Annotated in this window: 16 protein-coding genes and 3 pseudogenes; 10 read left to right on the plus strand and 9 right to left on the minus strand. The window is 43.0% G+C overall.

What is annotated here, in order from left to right:
- Positions 1-3 precede the first annotated feature (3 nt).
- A pseudogene (locus tag P3L57_RS20625) lies at positions 4-310 on the plus strand (TetR/AcrR family transcriptional regulator); the annotation flags it as partial.
- Positions 311-361: 51 nt separating this feature from the next.
- On the opposite strand, the gene abc-f reads toward P3L57_RS20625, so the two are convergent.
- From abc-f to P3L57_RS03035, 3 genes are all read right to left on the minus strand, one after another.
- Complete coding sequence (gene abc-f, locus P3L57_RS03025) at positions 362-1,996, minus strand: ribosomal protection-like ABC-F family protein (RefSeq protein ID WP_069487553.1); 1,635 nt, start codon at positions 1,994-1,996, stop codon at positions 362-364.
- A gap of 319 nt (positions 1,997-2,315) precedes the next feature.
- On the minus strand, positions 2,316-3,695 hold the full coding sequence (locus P3L57_RS03030; protein WP_059291871.1) for an amino acid permease: 1,380 nt from the start codon (positions 3,693-3,695) through the stop codon (positions 2,316-2,318).
- Between the two features lie 178 nt (positions 3,696-3,873).
- The gene (locus P3L57_RS03035; RefSeq protein ID WP_069487554.1) at positions 3,874-4,383 is read right to left on the minus strand and encodes a DinB family protein; all 510 of its coding nucleotides are present in this window, start codon (positions 4,381-4,383) and stop codon (positions 3,874-3,876) included.
- A gap of 167 nt (positions 4,384-4,550) precedes the next feature.
- Here P3L57_RS03035 and P3L57_RS03040 point away from each other — a divergent pair, with 167 nt between their 5' ends.
- The 3 genes and pseudogenes from P3L57_RS03040 to P3L57_RS03050 form a co-directional block, all read left to right on the plus strand.
- Positions 4,551-5,009: a MarR family transcriptional regulator gene (locus P3L57_RS03040; RefSeq protein ID WP_069487555.1), complete on the plus strand. Its 459-nt coding sequence runs from the start codon at positions 4,551-4,553 to the stop codon at positions 5,007-5,009.
- Positions 5,006-7,663, plus strand: a complete 2,658-nt coding sequence (locus tag P3L57_RS03045; RefSeq protein ID WP_069487556.1) for an MMPL family transporter — start codon at positions 5,006-5,008, stop codon at positions 7,661-7,663. Before P3L57_RS03040 ends, P3L57_RS03045 begins: the two co-directional genes overlap by 4 nt.
- 37 nt (positions 7,664-7,700) lie before the next feature.
- Positions 7,701-7,992: pseudogene (locus P3L57_RS03050) on the plus strand (SDR family oxidoreductase); the annotation flags it as partial.
- 48 nt (positions 7,993-8,040) lie between these two features.
- Here the strand turns inward: P3L57_RS03050 and P3L57_RS03055 are convergent.
- The 3 genes and pseudogenes from P3L57_RS03055 to P3L57_RS03065 all read right to left on the minus strand — a co-directional run bounded on the left by P3L57_RS03055 (position 8,041) and on the right by P3L57_RS03065 (position 9,819).
- A complete protein-coding gene (locus P3L57_RS03055; protein ID WP_069487557.1) occupies positions 8,041-8,670 on the minus strand; it encodes a nitroreductase family protein in 630 nt (209 codons plus the stop codon).
- Positions 8,671-8,685: 15 nt separating this feature from the next.
- Positions 8,686-9,179 (minus strand): annotated as a pseudogene (locus P3L57_RS03060) (MarR family transcriptional regulator).
- 82 nt (positions 9,180-9,261) lie between these two features.
- A complete protein-coding gene (locus tag P3L57_RS03065) occupies positions 9,262-9,819 on the minus strand; it encodes a helix-turn-helix domain-containing protein (RefSeq protein ID WP_069487558.1) in 558 nt (185 codons plus the stop codon).
- A 118-nt stretch (positions 9,820-9,937) separates the two neighbouring features.
- Between P3L57_RS03065 and P3L57_RS03070 the strand changes: the two genes are divergently transcribed.
- The 3 genes from P3L57_RS03070 to P3L57_RS03080 all read left to right on the plus strand — a co-directional run bounded on the left by P3L57_RS03070 (position 9,938) and on the right by P3L57_RS03080 (position 12,387).
- Positions 9,938-10,663, plus strand: a complete 726-nt coding sequence (locus P3L57_RS03070) for an AzlC family ABC transporter permease (RefSeq protein ID WP_069487559.1) — start codon at positions 9,938-9,940, stop codon at positions 10,661-10,663.
- Entirely contained in the window at positions 10,660-10,983 is a 324-nt protein-coding gene (locus P3L57_RS03075) for an AzlD domain-containing protein (RefSeq protein ID WP_059291864.1), read from the plus strand. The genes P3L57_RS03070 and P3L57_RS03075 overlap by 4 nt, the downstream gene beginning before the upstream one ends.
- A 198-nt stretch (positions 10,984-11,181) precedes the next feature.
- Complete coding sequence (locus P3L57_RS03080; protein WP_044161597.1) at positions 11,182-12,387, plus strand: Bcr/CflA family efflux MFS transporter; 1,206 nt, start codon at positions 11,182-11,184, stop codon at positions 12,385-12,387.
- A gap of 40 nt (positions 12,388-12,427) precedes the next feature.
- Here the strand turns inward: P3L57_RS03080 and P3L57_RS03085 are convergent, their stop codons facing one another.
- Positions 12,428-13,165: a sulfite exporter TauE/SafE family protein gene (locus P3L57_RS03085; protein ID WP_069487560.1), complete on the minus strand. Its 738-nt coding sequence runs from the start codon at positions 13,163-13,165 to the stop codon at positions 12,428-12,430.
- Between the two features lie 253 nt (positions 13,166-13,418).
- Here P3L57_RS03085 and P3L57_RS03090 point away from each other — a divergent pair, with 253 nt between their 5' ends.
- From P3L57_RS03090 to P3L57_RS03100, 3 genes are all read left to right on the plus strand, one after another.
- Positions 13,419-14,093 (plus strand): GntR family transcriptional regulator, encoded by a 675-nt coding sequence (locus P3L57_RS03090; protein WP_069487561.1) that lies wholly within the window; start codon positions 13,419-13,421, stop codon positions 14,091-14,093.
- A 138-nt stretch (positions 14,094-14,231) separates the two neighbouring features.
- On the plus strand, positions 14,232-15,494 hold the full coding sequence (locus tag P3L57_RS03095) for a glycoside hydrolase family 18 protein (RefSeq protein WP_069487562.1): 1,263 nt from the start codon (positions 14,232-14,234) through the stop codon (positions 15,492-15,494).
- 468 nt (positions 15,495-15,962) lie between these two features.
- A complete protein-coding gene (locus tag P3L57_RS03100; RefSeq protein WP_069487563.1) occupies positions 15,963-17,150 on the plus strand; it encodes a macrolide family glycosyltransferase in 1,188 nt (395 codons plus the stop codon).
- 95 nt (positions 17,151-17,245) lie between these two features.
- On the opposite strand, the gene P3L57_RS03105 is transcribed toward P3L57_RS03100, so the two are convergent.
- Both P3L57_RS03105 and phoB read right to left on the minus strand, forming a co-directional pair.
- Entirely contained in the window at positions 17,246-17,953 is a 708-nt protein-coding gene (locus P3L57_RS03105; RefSeq protein WP_069487564.1) for a membrane lipoprotein lipid attachment site-containing protein, read from the minus strand.
- A gap of 64 nt (positions 17,954-18,017) precedes the next feature.
- Positions 18,018-19,406: an alkaline phosphatase family protein gene (gene phoB / locus P3L57_RS03110; protein ID WP_083244557.1), complete on the minus strand. Its 1,389-nt coding sequence runs from the start codon at positions 19,404-19,406 to the stop codon at positions 18,018-18,020.
- Positions 19,407-19,772 lie beyond the last annotated feature (366 nt).

The following is a 19,772-nucleotide window of genomic DNA, read 5'->3' on the forward strand; positions in this document are numbered from 1 at the left end:
TCCGAGATTGTTGAAGAAGAAGCAGCGTTTATCATTGGTTTTTTGAGTCCCGGAATGCCCTATGTAGCCTTTTTGCTGGCAATGTCGTTTATGGCTCCTGCAATTTTATTTCAGCCCAGTACCTGATGTTTCTGCATGCTTTGAAAAGCCGGATTGGACTTGTTTTTAAAGAATCGGGCATCACATGTCCGCCCGAGAAGTGTGTGATAGCCTTTATTACGCTTTTTGAAGGGCTGACATTCAGCTGGTTTACGAGAATAAACAAACATTTGAGCGCTCTTTAGACATTTCCTGCGGCGAGGGCTGGAGACGAAAGCTTAAAAAATACCAAGAGCGAACAGCCCTTGGTATCCCTAAAACGCTATTGATCCAGTTCTTTCATCCGTTTCGTAAGCTCATTGAAAGCCTGGTCCAGCTCCTTGTACCCTTTATCATTTGGCGTCATAAAACTGAGCTTTCCCAGCACTTCTTGTCTTTCTGTCTCAAGCTTTAAACGAAGCTCCTCCCGGTCATTTCTTTCTGAAGGAACGTCATTCAATTGCTTTTTGATGCCATTGTTTGAAATAACGAGTTTGCTGTTCGTTGTTTTCTCGAGAAAATAACGGTCGTGTGAAACCACAATCAGTGTGCCGCTGTATTGTGACAGTGTTTCTTCCAGCTGTTCGCGTGACGGCAGGTCGAGGTGATTGGTCGGTTCATCTAATATCAGCACGTCTTTTTCCTCTAAGATATAAGCCATCAGCTTGCACTTTACACGCTCGCCCATACTCATATGTTGAATTGGTTCTGTCCATTGAGAAGCGGTAAATCCCAATCGCGTCATGATATTCTGCACGTTTCCTCTCGCCTCGAACGTGTCTTGATAAAATAACTCCTCCGGTGTTTGTTCTAAAGGCAAATCAAATACTTCCTGTGTTAAATAACCGATTTTTGCTGATGGTGATATCCACACCTTTCCCTCAGCCGTTTCCTGTCCAAGAATGACTTTCAATAAGGTTGTTTTTCCGCAGCCGTTTGGGCCTGTAATGGCAACCTTTTCTCCGTGCTGAATCGTAAAGCGGGCGTTTTGAAACAGTGTCTTTTCGCCAAATGACTTCGTCAGGTTTTGAACCTCTAAAAACCGTTTTCCTGTTTTATGAGTTGTATCAATTGAAAAACGAACAGTATATTCCGGGTCGACAGGCTCAGCCTTTGTCTTTTCGAGTTCTTTTTCAAGCCGCTTTTGTTTCGATTTGATCTGGGCATCTGTGCGCTTTGCTTTTACACGATGATATTCTTTAAACCCTTCCTTTTTCGTCGATTGTGCGTGGGCTTTTTCCGACCATGAAGTGAGTTCTGTCATTTGTGCTTCAATCCGTTCAATCATTTTCTGCTGTTTTTCATATTCGCGCTGCTGTGTCAGTCTTTTTTCTTTCCGGAACTTCATGTAACCAGAGTAATTCCCTTTGTATTCAGTCAGCGTGTGGTCCTCGATTGACCATATTTTCGTGGCAGCTTCATCTAAGAAATACCGATCGTGCGAAACGAGAATGACAGAGCCGCTAACATTTTTCAGCTGCTGAATGAGAAATTGCAGGCTTATGTCATCAAGATGGTTTGTCGGTTCATCCAGCAGGAAAAGGTCTGCATCCTCTGATAGCCCTTTTGCCAGCCGTGCTTTCAGTTTTTCTCCGCCGCTTAACTGGCTGAAATCACGGGCTGGCACGTGCCATTTCTCCAGCAGTTTCACTTCGGCAGGTGTCTGATTCTCAAAGGAATACGATTCAGTTTCCTGTTCAACCAGCACCGTTTTTAAGCCGTGATGCATCCATTGGATTTGTCCCTGTGACGGAATTAAGTCCTTGTTGATCAGGTGAAGCAGCGTCGATTTTCCAGCCCCGTTTTTGCCGATAATCCCAATGATATCGCCTTGCTGAACACTGGCATTTACGTTTTTAAAAACGGTAAGATCCTTCACTTCATAGCTGACGTTTATTAGTTTTAATTGTTCTTTCATCTATATCCCTCGCTTTAAGGGAGAACAAAAAAATCCTCCCAAATGTTTTGGAAGGATTAGCCGTGCCTTTGCCATGATTAAATAAGCTATTCTTCAGAAATAGCGCGTACGTATATAGAAAATGGGCAGACTAATCCTATTTTTTATGATTTGAAATATGCGATTTCAATCGTTAAAAATAAGATTAGTTAATCATTGTCCACCCATCATCCCTTCTCAATTTATTACAAACAATATAGCATATTTTTCAATTAGAAAGCAAAGGTCATTTTCATCAAAAAAGCTCCTGCTCTCATTTCTGAGGCAGGAGCCGCGAATCTTATTGATGCTTCGCTTTTCTTACTTTATAAATCACAATCAGCAAAATAAACCAAACCGGTGTAACAAATAAGGAAACCCGAGTATCCTGTGCTAATGCCAGTACAACAAGGACAAACGCCAGGAACGTCAAAATTAAGTAATTCGTAAATGGATAAAGCGGCAGCTTAAATTTGTTTGCTTTCGCCAATTCAGGTCTTGTTTTACGGTATTTCATATGGCAGATAACAGTAATTCCCCAAATATAGATAAAACATACGGTGGAAATACTTGTGATCAAGGTGAATACGCCTTCCGGCATGATGTAGTTCAATGTGACACCGATTAAAATCACGATAGCTGAAAAGAACAATGCATTTCTCGGTACCTTGCGCGGTGTCAGTTTCGCCATTGATTCCGGCGCATTTTTGTCTTTCGCCAGTGAATAGACCATGCGGCTTGTACTGAATACAGCGCTGTTGCAGGCTGAGGCAGCTGACGTTAATACAACAAAGTTGATAATGCTTGCAGCACCGACGATGCCGACTGCAACAAATACCTGTACGAATGGGCTTTCGCTAGGATTGATGACGTCCCATGGATAGATGCTCATAATCACAAGAAGCGCCCCAATATAGAAAAGCAGCACCCTTACAGGGATATTGTTGATCGCCTTAGGGATGACTTTTTCAGGGTTTTCTGTTTCACCAGCAGTAAGTCCGACGAGTTCAATGCCGACAAAGGCAAACACAACCATCTGGAACGAGAGGATAAACCCGTGTATTCCATTCGGGAACATACCTCCGTGGCTCCAGAGATTTGAGAAACTGGAAACACCTGAACTTGTGGAAAAGCCTTTGAAAATCATAAAAAGACCGATCACAATCAGCGCCAAGATGGCAATGACTTTAATTAATGCAAACCAGAATTCCAATTCTCCAAACAGCTTGACGGTAGCCAGGTTCATAATCAGTAAAATAATAAGAGCGATTAAGCCCGGAACCCATTGCGGCACACCGGGAAGCCAATACTGGGTATATAGCCCGACCGCAGTTAAATCGGCCATCGCGATTGAAATCCAGCAGAACCAGTATGTCCAGCCTGTGATAAATGCGGCCATATCGCCTAAATAATCCTGAACAAAATCAACAAAAGAGTGATAGTTCAGATTAGACAACAGCAGTTCTCCAAGCGATCTCATAATTAAAAAGCAAATGATCCCTGTGATCATGTAAGCAAATAAAATTGACGGCCCTGCAAAGTGTATCGATTTTCCCGAGCCGAGAAACAGGCCTGTCCCAATGGCTCCGCCGATCGCAATAAGCTGGATGTGCCTGTTTTTCAGGCCTCTCGACAGTTTCTGCTGATTTATATTAGGATCTTGCGTCATGTCGTCTGTCACTTTGTGTGTTCCTCCATTGAAAATTGTTTAAACATGTTTTTAGATACTATTATAACACTAAAATTTCTATCTTTTTTACTATACAGGAAATATGGAAGGAAATTTTAAGGTTTATCAATTCATCACAAGATACGAAAAAAGCGGCTCAATCGTGGGAGCCGCTTTTGTTTACGCCATTTTATGATTTTTTCATATACAGATAAAGCCCATAATCAGTCGGAGCAGATGCGTACCCTATCTGATGCAGCATCGCTGTTATGTTGCCGCGGTGATATGTCCCGTGATTTACAACATGCGGCACCAGTTCAGAAGCGGTCGTTTTCATGATTCCGCCGGCTGGATTTTCAATCTGAAGGGGTTTATGGATCTGTTCCTTTTGCTCGAAAAAAGCTGTATATCGCTCGGACAACTTTAGAAACAGGGCTTCCATTTCCGCTAGTTCCTTCGCCGCTGTCTGGTCTGTAAGCTGTTCAGCTAATGCCAAAGCATGGTTCATACTTTTTCCGGAAAACACTTCCGCCCAGCCGAGATCAGAAAGATAAACATGGGACAAGACATGGGATATTGACGGGAACACACTTTGGATCTCCTGACGATAAACCTCCTGTGGAAGCTCTTTTAATCGATTAAATATTTGCTGATGAGCCCATACGTTATATTCATACAATTGTAATGCTAGATCAGACATGTGAATTTTCCCCTTTCGCGTTTATCGTTTCTATTGTATACGAACAAACATTCTTTAGGGAGTTTTCTGTGAATAAAATGTATTGACAGAACATAGTTTAGGGGAATAAACTATGTAGCATCAATCGAAAGTTTAGGGGTGTAAACTAAAGTGCAGGAGGAAAGACGTTGAATGAACAGAAGCTATGCCAAGCGATCAATCTTTTCGTAGAAGTTTTACTTGAAGGTACAGAGTTTGTACATCATGAAGTCGATCAGGATGTATTCAAACACATCTCCAGAGAACAGGCCGACCTGTTAAAAATTTTAAAAGTCAAGGGCCCATCTTCTCCCGGCAGCCTGGCCATGTATCAAAACGTGCATAAGAGCGCGATTTCTAACCGATTGAAGAAGCTGCTGGAAAAGGGATTGGTTGAGTGGGATGACTGTCCGGTAAAAAGTGATAAACGCACGAAACGAATCAAAATTTCAGAAAATGGTGAAAGCATTATCGAAGAATTGGATTCAGCTATCTTTCACGCGCTCAAAGAGCTGATGCACGATATAGATGAGGAGCACTTACAATCATTCATTGACATATTTACCATTCTAAAAAGCAAATTTAAAGGAGGGGATCTTTCGGAATGAAATCGATTGTCAGATTCAAATGGGCCATTGCGGCGGTTATCTTAGCGCTGACTGTTATATTGAGTTTATTTTCTCCCAACTTAACGGAGCTGGCCAATCAAAAGGGGCAGTCACAGCTGCCGGCTGATTCCGTTTCAGAAAAAGCAAATGCTATTCTGAAAAAAGCCGGAGAAAACAATAATTCGATAAGCATTGTCTTCACATTAGATCGTGCGCTAAATAAAGATACAGAGGATCAGCTCCGCAGCATAATCGATAACGTCAAAAAGATTGATGGTGTTGAAGAGGTAACATCTCCGCTGACAGGTGAAAAAGAAATCAAAGATCAATTGATTTCAAAGGATAAGAAAACCATTCTTATTCCCGTAACGATCACCGGATCTGATAAGAAAGCGGAAAATATTGCTGATGATATTTATCAAATCGTTCCCGATGATTTGACGGCATATATTACGGGAGCGTCTCTTATCAATCAGGATTTTGCGCACAGCTCAGAGGATGGGCTTAAGAAAACGGAAGTGATCACAGTCTGTTTGATTATCGGCTTGCTGCTGATCGTGTTCCGCTCTGTTGTGACGCCTTTTATCCCGATTGTGATTGTCGGTTTCTCGTATGTAATCAGTCAATCTATACTGGGCATTTTAGTTTATCATGTTGATCTTCCTATTTCGACATTTACCCAAACCTTTTTAGTTGCCATCCTGTTTGGGATTGGAACAGATTACTGTATTCTTCTTCTGACTCGTTTCCGTGAAGAACTGGCAAACGGGCATGACAAAAAAGAGGCAACCCTTATTGCTTACCGTACAGGCGGAAAAACATTGTTTATCAGCGGGTTTGCGGTATTGATCGGGTTTTCTGCCCTTGGTTTTGCAAAGTTTGCCATTTTCCAATCAGCTGTGGGAGTTGCTGTCGGGGTTGGCATTTTAATGATCATCCTCTTCACTCTGCTGCCTTTATTTATGGTGACGCTCGGTGAAAAGCTCTTCTGGCCGTCTAAGAAAGTGCTGTCGCACAGTGACAATAAATTGTGGGCGTTTCTCGGCAGACATTCTGTTGCCCGTCCGTTTCTGTTTCTCGTCATAACAGTCATCATCACGCTCCCGTTCATTTTGACCTATGATGACCAGATTTCATTCGATTCAACGGCGGAAATCAGCAGCGGTTACAAATCTATCAAAGGTCTTGAAGCCATTAAGCATGGGTTTGGTGAAGGAAAAGCATTTCCGGTGAATGTGGTGATAAAAGGAGACAAGGATCTCACTACCGCTAAGACGATCCCTTATCTCGGAAATATCAGCAAAGCCATTGAGAAAGTTGAACATGTTGATTCCGTCATGACCATTACCCAGCCGACGGGTGAAAAAATCAAAGATTTATATATTGATAAACAGCTAGGCTCTGTGTCAGACGGACTGGATAAGACAGAAAAGGGAATTGCTGATGTCCAAAGCGGGTTAACGGATATTGAAGATGGGCTGAATCAAATGTCTGGGCAAACCGGAACGGCCGCGAATGGCAGCTCCGGAGGCTCACTGTCAGATGCAGCTGACGGTTTGGGAAAAATCAATCAGCAGCTGCAGCTTGTCAGCAAACAGCTTTCTCAAACCGGCAATACCGCACAGGCGGTGCCGCAGCTCACAGCAATCAGCGGACAGCTTGGACAAATTCAAACCGGACTTGAGCAAGCAAATGAGCAGCTTTCAGGCCAGCAGAAACAGGCCGGAACGCTGACAGAAAGCCTGAATCAGCTTGCCGAAGGTGTGAAGAGCGCAAATAATGGACTGACAAAAATCACCGACGGGATTACGGCATCCAGTGATATGTTAGAGGGCATGAGCAAAAGCTCAACCGTTCGGGATACGGGGATTTTTATTCCTGATCAAGTCCTGAAAGATAAGGATTTTAAGAAATCAATTGATCGGTATTCCTTTGCAGACGGCAAGGGAGTCCAATTAAGCGTCGTCTTGGATTCAAACCCGTATTCAGAACAAGCGATTACGACCATAAACCAGATCAAAAAAGCGGTAGCCGGCGAAGTCGGCGGCACGCCTCTGGAGGACACTCAAATTGTTTACGGCGGGGTAACGAGCGTCAATGCCGATTTAAAAGAGCTGTCTACAACGGATTTCTCCAGAACGATGGTCATCATGATTCTCGGGCTGTTTATCGTTTTGACAATCTTGTTCCGTTCAATGGTGATGCCGATTTATATGATCGCTTCACTGCTGCTTACGTATTACACTTCAATATCAATGACGGAATTAATTTTTGTGAATATCTTGGGCAATGATGGAGTCAGCTGGGCGGTACCGTTCTTCAGTTTTGTCATATTGATCGCGTTAGGGGTAGATTACTCGATCTTCCTGCTTGACCGCTTTAAAGAAGAGGTTCAGCTTGGCATTCATCAAGGTGTCATCAGGTCAATGAGCAAAATGGGCTCTGTCATCATCACTGCGGCTATTATTTTGGCCGGTACATTCGCGGCGATGATGCCATCAGGTGTTAATACGCTGATGCAGGTGGCAAGTGTCGTCATTATCGGGCTGCTGCTATACGGCCTTGTCATTCTTCCGCTCTTGATGCCGGCAATCATTGTGACATTTGGAGAAGGAAACTGGTGGCCGTTTGGCAGAAAGAAAAACAAAGAATAGAAAAAAAGAGTGGTGACAATTCATTTGTTCATCACTCTTTTTTGTAAATGTAAAAGGCACGTTTTTCACCTGTCAGCAAGCAATGGAGGAAAAGGGGAGAATCATCAATTTTTCTACATCTGTATGTCGGTCAAATGTTTCCGACATACAGCGTATATGCGGGAACAAAAGGCGCGGTTGAGCAATTTACCCGTCAGCTCGCCAAAGAATTAGCCGTGAAACAAATCACCATTAATGCGGTACCAGAAGATATCGCAAATGTGATTGAATTTTTAACGAGCGAACAATCCCAATGGATCACAGGCCAGACGATCCGGGTGAACGGCGGATTATTTAAAATGAAAAAGCTCCCAAGAGTCATTCTTGGGAGCTTTGTTTTATTTCCATTCTGCAATGGTATCAATCGGCAGACGGTAGGAAGCGTATCCTTCGTCCGCAGCTTTTCCGATGGAAAGAAGCATAACAGGCACATAACGCTCTTTGTCTAATCCGAAGGCTTCCGCGATGTTTTCTTTATCGTAGCCGCCGATCGGGTTTGTGTCATAGCCGTGCGCGCGTGCAGTCAGCATAAGCTGCATAGAAACAAGGCCGCCGTCAATCAGGATCGTTTCACGGTTTACCTGTGCAGGAAGCTTTTCAAAATGAGCAGTCAGGGCAGCGATTTGTCTGTCTTTGACCTCCTGCGGCATGTAACCGAGCTCCACGGCTTTTGAATAGATTTCTTCTAAGTAGTCTGCATTGTTCATGTCTGCAAATACAGCAATGACGGCAGATGATGTTGTGACTTGAGTTTGGTTAAAGCTTGCTAGCGGAGCGAGCTTCTCTTTTCCTTCCGTGCTGTCGATGACGAGAAAACGCCATGGCTGCGCGTTGACAGAGGATGGCGCAGTTGTAGCTTCCTCTAGGATTTCTGTCATCTCTTCTTTGCTGATTTTCACTGTCGGATCATAATTGCGAATGGAACGGCGTCCTTTCATAATTTCCATAAAATCGTTTGTTTTGATCATGTTGATACACTCCTTTTAAGCTTCAATATTATCTATATTGTTTCGCATGCGAGCCAGCACATCAATGAGCAGGCGGCGTTCTTCTGCGCTTACATTTGCGAGCATTTCCTTCATGAAACGCTCCTTTTCCTTCTTAGAAGACTCAATTCGCTCTCTTCCTTGGTCTGTTAACCGAACAAGGGTGATACGGTTGTCTTCGGGCTTGCGCCGTCTTGATACCATGCCTTTGGCTTCAAGCTGTTTTAGGTGTCTTGTGACGGCCGCGCTGTCGATATTGACTTTCTTTTGAAGGTCGCTTTGACTGATCTCATCCGCATGATAAAGCAATGTCAGCAATTCCAAACGAGATTGGCTGATACCCGTGCATGCCTCGAACTTCACGCCAATCACTTTGTTCACGCCTTGCAGCTGATATAAAATCTCGGCTTCCTCAGAACAAAATGATGCCAAAACCCATCCCTTCTTTCTTGTCAAAAAAATAATTGATATATCAATGATTGACACGTCAATTAATATACAACGATTGATTTCAATTTGCAAGCCATTTGCACATTTGAAAAACCTCCCAACATATAAGGTGGGAGGTTCTTGTTATCCTTGCGGCTCAGGATAAAACATCAGCAGAAAAAAGCTGGCCGTTTTCTGTGATGAATTGATGTAGCTGTGCGGCGTGGATCCCGTAAATTGCATGGCGTCTCCTGGTACCAGCGAATGCTCCTGAGCCTGCAGATTGACGGTTAACTCGCCTTCTTTGATTAAAATGTATTCTTCTCCTAAATGTGTTTTTGCTTCATGTATGCATCCCGGTTTCAGATCAACAACATAAATTTCAAACTTTGTTTCAGGATTGTAGGGAAAAAAGGGGTAAACAATGTAGTTTTCTTCATTATCTGTAACAGGTTCAATATCTTTAAGATTAATTTTTTTTACTTTCGGCTTGTCTTCTTTCAGAAAAACAGAAAAAGATACCTGCAGCCCATTTGCGATCTTCCAGAGAGTGGTGACAGTCGGGGTCGATTTTTCTTTCTCAATTTGTCCGAGCATCGCTTTGCTGACGCCCGTTAACTCAGAAACTTGATCAAGAGTCAGGTTTCTGCTTTTTCTGAGTTTGACAAGATTCTTTGCGATAATGGCTTGGATGTCATCCATACATGTATCTCCTTACGTCATATTCGCTTCATTATAACATATTAAAATCAGCTATTACATACAGTTGTAAGCTATAACATATATGTGTATAATATGTTGGACGAGGAGGAGAAACAGAATGATATCAGAGAAAGAAATCACTCATGCCCCAACTTGCGAGCCATCGTTCTTACAAGGGTTTAAAGATTGTGTCCCGACGCTGATCGGCTATATCAGTATAGGTTTGGCTGCCGGAATCGTGGGGATTGCCTCGCATTTAAGCGTCCTTGAGATTACGCTGTTGTCAGGTTTGGTTTTTGCCGGCGGCTCCCAGTTCGTTATCTGTGCTTTGTTAGCAGCGAACAGTCCGATGTCCGCTATTATCCTGACAACGTTTATCGTGAATTTACGCAATTTTCTATTAAGTGCCGCGCTTGCTCCTCATTTTTCAAAGTATTCGCTAGTGAAAAATGTGGGGATCGGCATGATGGTGACAGATGAGTCATTCGGTGTTGCTTCAAATAAGATTGTAAAAAAAGAACCAATTAGTGATCGATGGATGTTCGGTTTAAATCTCACTGCATATGCGTGCTGGGTGCTCTCTTGTGTGGCAGGGGCAGTCTTTGGTAAATGGATTACCGATCCGGAAACGTTCGGACTCGATTTTGCGGTGACGGCTATGTTTTTAGCACTGCTGATTTTGCAGATGGAACATGTTGTGCCTGCAAAGATTAAACACTATGTATCTCTCATTATTTATATGGTGATTGCGATGATTGTTTTCTCTTTCTTTATGCCGTCACATCTCGCTGTGGTCATCTCAACGATCATTGTAGCGACAATCGGGGTGGTGACAGATAAATGAGCATAAATACATACATCCTGATGGTGATTATCGGCTGCGCACTGGTTACAATGATTCCCCGCGTAATTCCATTTTTAGTTGTACGGAATATTTCCTTGCCGGAGCCTGTGCTGAAATGGCTCTCCTATGTGCCGGTTTGTATATTGACGGCACTTGTTGTGAAGGATTGCATGATTCAATCCAATGATTCTCTGAAATTGAATTGGCAGGCAGCAGTTGTATTGATTCCTACTCTATTGATTGCACTGAAAACAAAAAGTTTATCTATGACAGTCATCAGCGGTGTTGTTCTTATGGCCGGCTTACGCTTATGGGTATAAAACAGCTGCTTACATCAAAACTCACGATATCAGGGGGAAGCAACCCCTGGTATTTTTTGTGTCTCTGATTCAATCTTTAAGCGGCTTTCACTGGCTGAAAGTTATGGTACAATATACAAATGTTTTACAGCTTCAATCAATTGTTGGAGTGACATCTGTTTCAGATAAATAATAGATTGAAGGGAAGGTTTTGATAGGATGCTGCAAAATCCAACTGGAAAAGAGCGTTTGGCATTGGCATTTCTGCTCGGCATGCTTGCTATATTGGGCCCGCTTAATATAGATATGTATTTGCCTAGTTTTCCTGACATTGCCGATGATTTATCGGCCAGTGCCTCGCTTGTACAGTTAAGTTTAACAGCCTGTCTGATCGGGCTTACCATCGGCCAGGTGATTGTCGGGCCGGTCAGTGATGCGCAGGGAAGACGGAAACCGCTATTAATCTGTATTTTCTTATTTGCGTTATCTTCTCTGTTCTGTGCGCTTTCACCAAACATTACAACACTGGTGGCAGCCCGTTTTTTACAGGGGATTACGGCCTCTGCAGGACTTGTGCTGTCTCGGGCAATCGTGCGGGATGTGTTCACAGGGAGAGAGCTTTCTAAATTTTTCTCACTGTTAATGGTGATTACCGCAGTCGCGCCAATGATTGCGCCAATGACAGGCGGTGCTCTTTTATTGCTGCCGTTTGCAACGTGGCATACGATTTTTCACTTTTTAACGATCATCGGATTTGTGCTTGTACTGGTTATTGCGCTGAGGCTAAAAGAAACATTGCCGCCCGAAAAGCGGATTCCAAGCTCAATTGGAACATCTGTCAGAACAATGGGGAGCCTGCTGAAGGATCGTTCTTTTATGGGCTACGCGTTAACTGTCGGATTTGTTCACGGGGGAAGCTTTGCTTATGTATCCGGTACGCCTTTTGTGTACCAAGATATTTACGGAGTGTCGCCGCAGGTGTTTAGTATTTTATTCGGCATTAACGGCCTGGCGATTATTACGGGAAGCTTTATTATCGGGCGCTTTGGCGGAATCATTCATGAAAAAAGCCTGCTCCGCATGGCGGTCATTACAGCTATGATTGCGACTGCCGTGCTATTAACGATGACGATGATTCACGGTCCTCTCGCTGCATTGGTTATCTCTATTTTTGTCTATATGATTACGATCGGCATGGTTCTGACGAGCACGTTTACGCTGGCCATGGAAAAACAGGGGCACCGCGCCGGAAGTGCAAGTGCGCTGCTGGGAATGCTCCCGCTGCTCCTTGGCTCCATCGTTTCGCCGCTTGTGGGCATTGATGAGACGACAGCTGTTCCGATGGGAGCGATCATGTTTGTTACAGCAGTTATCGGTTCACTCGCCTTTTTTAGATTAACTAAAGAGAGCGTGAAGCAGAATTAATCAAAAAAAACCTGACGGCATGTCAGGTTTTTTGATTTTATTAAAATAGCAAAAGCAGGCCGGCGATGGCCGGAGTCAAAAAGATTGCTGATTTCAAGACTGCCTTTGGCATGAGATTGGTGAATTTCGCGCCAACATACGCACCGCACATGGTTCCGATCAAGACTTTGACCAGCAATACATAATCAACAAATCCTTCCGTGATATACCCTATACCTCCGCCTATAGCAAGAGGGATAATGACAAGCATTGTCGTTCCGACAGAATGACGGATGGAAAGGTTCAGCATAATCATTAAACCGATCTGGATAAAAGGAGCAGAACCGATGCCGAATGTGCCGGAAAGTATGCCTGCTACGATTCCTAAAATCACGGCTTTTGTGTACATTGACACATTGCTTTGATTCCCTTGAGGCTTCTCTTTTAAAATAAATAATCTGATTAAAATGAGAATCGCTGATAAAAATAACATTCCCGCTGTCAAATAATGAAGCAAATCGGCGGGAATAAAAGATGTCAGCTTTGCCCCGAAAAATGACCCGACGGCAGCAAAGCATCCGACCGTTAAACCGATTTTTACTTGGATGTTGCCTTCCCGGTAATGGCTGTAGGCCCCTGATAAACTGGTGAAAGCCATGCCGGCGAGGGATGTGCCTAAAGCTGTATGAATCGGAATATGGAAAACAAGGGTTAAAAGAGCAATAACAAAGCCGGCGCCCCCGGCACCAATAAAGCCTAAAATGATTCCGAGAAGAAACATAACAAGAATAATGAGCATATTTATTCCTCCATTGTATTCTGAGCTGTAAATGTAATGAAGCTGAGTGATTGTAGCTGAGGCGAAGTGTCCGGCAGCCGATGAGAGAATCATCTCATTGGTTGACAGTAGTCCGTCGACCGTCGTTTAGCAAACATATCGTACCGCAAATTTTGGAATTTGACAAGGCAGTTTGTTGCTTCCCTTTATCATCTGTTATATGATTTTGATGAAGAACAGCCCCCTGAATCTATTCAAAAGAGGTATTATTTATATGGATGATTTTAAATTAGACAAGCCGACTCCTTATTACCTGCAATTTTATTTCCAGCTGAAAAAAATGATTTTTAACGGGACTTTTAAGCCGGGGGAACGGATCAATGAAACACAGCTGGCTAAAAGTTTCGGCGTCAGCCGCTCTCCGATACGGGAAGCTATGCGGCTGCTTGAGAAAGACGGCTTGTTAAGAGCAGATGACCGGAATGGATTTTCAATCGCTTCTTTAACGGCTAAAGATGTAGATGAAATTTATAAAATCAGAATTCCACTCGAACTGCTTGCTGTCGAATTGGTCATAGACGAAGCGAATGATGAAGAGCTTCAAACGCTTGAAATACAGCTTGAAGAAACAGAAAACGCTATTCGTAACGGAGCGGAAGAAACTGAAATGATCAGCTTAAACCAAAAGTTTCATCAGCTGCTTGTCGATTTTAGCCATAACAGACATTTAAAAAACTTGCTTGAGCATGTAAACGATCTGATTCACTTTTGCAGAATCCTTAATTATAAAGGGGACAACCGCCCTGAAACGATCCTGCGTGAACACCGCAGCATATTTGAAGAAGTAAAAAAGAGAAACAAAGAAGCAGCCAAAGAATATATGATGGCTCATTTCAATCATGATTCAGAACATTTGAAGCGTGTGCTTGAAGAAGGAAAAGAAAATTAAATGACATGTACAGATACCGAGGATGAGTCCTTGGTATTTTTTATTGCTCTCATCACTTTAATCAATCGAAAATCATATATAAGGAAGCCCATTAATAAGATTCTATGATGATTGACTAACGAATAATGGGGGTTAGACATGTTTATCCATATCGTCCGGCCGGGTGATTCTTTGTTTTCCATAGGCAGAAGATACGGTGCTTCTGTTGATCAAATACGGGGTGTGAATGGTTTAGAAGAAACGAATATTGTGCCGGGGCAGGCTCTGCTCATCCCTCTTTATGTATATACAGTACAGCCGGGAGACACGCTCGGAGCTATTGCGGCAAAAGCGTTTGTTCCGGCAGAACGGCTAAGAGCCGCAAATCCAGCTATAAATCCAAATGCCTTGCAAGCAGGAATGAGACTGACGATTCCTAATATCTCAAACTATATTGCGGGAACGTTAAGCTTTTACGTGCTCCGCAATCCGGAGCTAGATCGTGATTTAATCAATGATTACGCCCCGTATTCGTCTTCGATTTCCATTTTCGAATACCATATTGCGCCTAATGGCGACATTGCGAATCAATTGAATGACGCAGCCGCTATTGAAACCACATGGAGAAGACGGGTGACGCCGCTTGCTACAATAACAAATCTGACCTCAGCAGGCTTCAGCACGGAACTTGTACACCAAGTGTTAAACAATCCAACCGCGAGAACCAATCTGGTTAACAATATTTATAACTTGGTATCCACAAGGGGATATGGCGGCGTGACGATCGATTTTGAACAAGTGAGCGCCGCAGATCGGGATCTGTTCACAGGATTTTTGCGTCAGCTGAGAGATCGTCTGCAGCCGGGAGGGTATGTGCTGACCATAGCGGTTCCGGCAAAAACAAGCGATGATATTCCGTGGCTGAGGGGCTATGATTACGGAGGGATCGGAGCGGTTGTCAATTATATGTTTATCATGGCGTATGACTGGCATCATGCGGGAAGCGAGCCGGGGCCTGTTGCGCCGATTACTGAAATAAGAAGAACAATTGAATTTGCGATTGCCCAGGTGCCGCGGAGAAAAATCATCATCGGAGTCCCGCTCTACGGCTACAATTGGATCATCCCTTACCAGCCGGGAACAGTGGCTTCAGCTATCTCAAATCAAAAATCAATTGAAACAGCGATGAGGTACCAAGCCCCTATTCAATATTCAAACGAATATCAATCGCCATTTTTTCGCTACAGAGATGAGCAGGGGCGGACGCATGAGGTATGGTTTGAAGATGTCAGGAGCATGAGCCAAAAGATGCTGATCGTCCGCGAATATGGATTACAAGCAATAGGCGCCTGGCAGTTAACACTCGGATTCACACCAGCACCGTGGCTTCTGCGGAAATTTTTTACGATCAGAAAGGTTTAAGGGCACCGGTTCGGTGTCTTTTTAGTGATGTTTTAAGCGGCTGCTGAATGCTTTTACCGTCTCAGCTGCCCTGCGTTGTTTCTCGCATCGTGCATTATCTCTAAGCTGCCGTTACAATCAGATGATAATGGTTCACGGTGTTGAAAATAAGAAAAGATAAATGCCATTCTCATACAAAGGAGGATATAGGCGTATTTTTTTGACTGCAGTGCTTCGAGCAGCCCTGAGTTCCCGGAAAAGTGTCATTTCACTGGCTGGCAGCGCTGGTGATATCCTTTATCTAACCGATTGATAGCTGGAAAACCGCATCAGCCTAAAGCGGCAGAATAATTCGATCATTTGTCACTTGCATGGCGTCAGTCTCCCCCATTATGATCGATAGTGAGAACGATCATCAGTCTAATCAGGCACAAATTGCATATCATCTTATGAACGCTTACGGAATATGAGTGAGAGGAAGTTGTCAGAATGAAAAAAGTATTGATCCTGAATTTCCCAGCAGAAGGCCATGTAAATCCTACATTAGGCATTACGAAAGCCTTTGCCGATCGAGGATATGATGTCCACTATATATCCACTGAAAAATATAAAGAAAGATTAGAAGCGGTGGGAGTGACTGTCCACCTTCATCAGGATTTGCTGAGAACAACACCTATTCAAGTCGCTTCGCCAAACGGCATTCTTGATTTCTTGAAAATACATATCAAAACCTCACTGGACATTTTACATGTCGTAAAAGAGTTGTCAAAAAGCATTCAGTTTGACTTTGTTTATTATGATAAATTCGGTGCGGGAGAGCTGGTCAGAGACTATCTCAACATCCCGGGCATCTCTTCATCTGCTTCCTTCTTATTCGATGAAGAGCATTTAAAGATATTGCCGCTGCATCCGGATTCAGAAGTGCCTTTACAATTGGATCAAGAGTGTGAAGATCTGCTGGCAGAGATGGAAGAAACATACGGCGTATCCCCGAAAAACTTGGTTCAATTCATGAACAATAAAGGCGAACTGAATGTCGTATATACAAGCCGTTATTTTCAGCCCGAAAGCGATCGTTTTGGGGATGAATGCCTGTTTATCGGACCAAGCTTTCCAAAAAGAGCAGCCAAAACGGATTTTCCTGTTGAACAGCTAAAAGATGAAAAGGTCATCTATATTTCAATGGGTACGGTACTGGACAAAACAGAAGAATTCTTCAACCTTTGTAGTGACGCTTTTTCTAATTTTGCTGGAATAGTCGTTATTGCAGCGGGAGAAAAAGCAGATCTCACAAAATTAAAACAGGCACCGGAAAACTTTATCATTGCCCCGTATGTGCCTCAGCTGGAAGTGCTGGAACACTCAGACGTTTTCATTACACACGGCGGCATGAATAGCGTCAATGAAGGCATTCATTTTAACGTGCCTTTGGTTGTAATGCCTCATGACAAGGATCAGCCAATGGTAGCGCAGCGTCTCTCTGAACTCCAAGCGGGCTATACGATCTCTAAGGATGAAGTAAATGCGCAGTTATTGAAACAGGGGATAGAGGAAGTTTTACAAAACGATCAATATTTGGAGGGCATTAAAAGAATCAATCAAAGCTTTCAAGAGTGTATGGACATGGACGAAGTGATGGAGCGAATTGATCAGCTGATTCATCAGAAAACCAAATAGAAAAAGTGTATAAAGAAAACCGCTGTGTTGAATAGCGGTTTTTTTCATATCTATCCGTAGACAAAACCTCCTGTACGATGTGCAGGAGGCAATGATTAAAATGCAATTTTGATCTTTTGAGAATCACTGATCTTCTTATGGTTTTGGTCAAAAACGTCACTTGTTGTGATTTCAATCCATTTGATCTCTTTTTTCTTCTTCTCAGCTGATGGTTGATCATGAGCATGTCCGTTTGCTGCGTTTACAATAAAGCCGAGATTGCCGGATTTTTCGGCGCCGCCTTCTAATTCACCATTCAACTCTTCGAGGTACATATCTTTGTTCCAATCAAAGGTTTCACCTGTATTTGTTTTCATCAATGCAATCGGGGCAAAATTCACTTTCTCGGAAGATGTGTTTTTGATATCAACGAAAACTTTAACGAAATCAAACTCTTCATCGTGTGTTAATACATGAAAATAATCAATCATGCTGTAATCCGGACGTAAGTGGATCAGCTTCATTTCTTTTACTGTTAACTCTACGTTTCCAATCTTATACGTTTGATTGACTTGTTTGATATCTTTTAAGACGGCTTCTCCTTTGTCATCAGAAAACGTTTGATTTACCTTCAGCAATGACCGGTCATCTGTTACCTGTGCATTAGGCTGATACTCATCTATACTGTCCTTTTGAGACGAAGTGCTTTGCGGTACGGCTTTAGCTGTTTGCTCTCCGGCTGTATTTTGTTTTTCAGAATCGGCGTTTGATGAACAGCCCGCAAGCATGACGATAAAAAATAAGATCGATAGAATCTTTTTCATCATGAGTCCTCCATTAAAAAGAGAGCCCGTTCCTTATACAAGCAACGGGACACCTTGTATTCTCCTACTTATCTTTAATCTTAATGTTGTATTGTAAAGCGTCGAAAACATTATTGGCGATTTCAGTATTATCGATTTGGCCGGAAAACTTCTCACTGGACGGTCCGTACGCATAGACAGGAACATCCTCGCCGGTATGTCCGCCTGTTGTCCATCCTGTGTGGGAGCGTTTATTGAAAATCTCCTCAATCGCATTATCGATATCAAGGACTTCCTTCGATTTTGCCGCTTTTTCAACAGATTGAATTTCAGATGCTGTTAAAGCTAATTTCTTTTGATCAATATACGTTTTTAATGTTTTTTCAACATCTGCGCCGCCGGCGATTTTTTCTGCCATAAAGTCAGGCGTGCGTTTTGCCGCTTTAATTGGCTCACTGAACCAGTTGTAAATGCCGTCCGCACCGATGGAGTACCCGCCGGTTGAGTGGTCAGCCGTTGCGACAACCAATGTATGCTTGTCTTTTTTAGCGAAATCGATCGCTGCCTTGTAGGCTTGTTCAAAGTCTTCCATCTCACTCATGGCGCCGACAATATCATTGTCATGCCCAGCCCAGTCAATCTGGCTTCCTTCAACCATGAGGAAGAAACCGTCTTTGTCCTTGCTTAATTTTTTGAGAGCTGTGTTTGTCATGTCTTTTAATGAAGGAATATCCTTCGTGCGGTCGATCTTTTTAGGCAGGCCGCCGTCAGCGAATAGGCCGAGAACTTGGCTGTCCTTGTTTTTCAGCATGTCCTTGCGGTTATCCACATAGCTGTATCCCGCTTTTTTGAATTCCTTTACCAAATTACGGTCCTTGCGGTCAAAATTGCTTTTTCCTCCGCCTAGAAGGACATCGATTTTGTGCTTGCCGTTGACCATTTCATCAAAATAATCGTCTGCAATAGAATTCATGTTTTTCCGGCTGTGATCATGTGAGCCGAAAGAAGCCGGAGTGGCGTGAGTAATCTCTGAAGTGGCGACAAGGCCGGTCGATTTTCCTTTTTCTTTTGCCGCTTCAAGAACTGTTTTGACCTCTGAACCGTCATTATCCACTGCAATTGCATTATTATATGTTTTAACCCCAGCTGACATAGCCGTTGCGGCAGAAGCAGAATCCGTTACATTTTGTTCAGGGTCTTCAGGGTAAGTCGTCTGCTGGCCGACAAGGAATTGGTCAAAAGCTGTAGGCTCAACAACCTTTGTCTTTTTATTATCCTTTAAGTAACGGTGAGCGGACGTATAAGACACACCCATCCCATCACCGATCAGGACGATGACATTCTTAATTTCGTTTTGATTCCCCTTTTTCTTTTCCTGGGCGCTGGCTTCAGGCACGCTGCCGCTGACTAGGCTGCTGAACGCAATAGATGATAACACTGCAATAGGCAGCAGCTTCTTCGGGAATTTTTTCAACTGAATAACCTCCTAAAAATATGATCCTCAATGACAAACCCATTATATTTTTAAAGTGTTAAGCTAGTATTAATCGATTTTAAAGATTGAGTTTACAAGATGACTAACTATGGTGGAAAAGGGAACTGTAAGAAGTTGATTATTGTTTATCAATTGGAAAGCAAAAAGGAATTTCAGACAGGTTCTATCTATCTTTCTTCTTCCCTTGATTTTGAGTGAGCTGTTTTTAATTCAGAGAGAATTAATCAGATGTTTTCGATTAGCGCGGTTTCGAAAAGTATGGAATGATTGGTATATATTAAGATATTACGAGAAAACCGTTTTTATACGGAAGGAGTCATTTCTGCAGAAAAAATAAAAGTGGAT

Source organism: Bacillus sp. B28 (assembly GCF_029536185.1).
Classification (GTDB): Bacteria; Bacillota; Bacilli; order Bacillales; family Bacillaceae; genus Bacillus; species Bacillus halotolerans.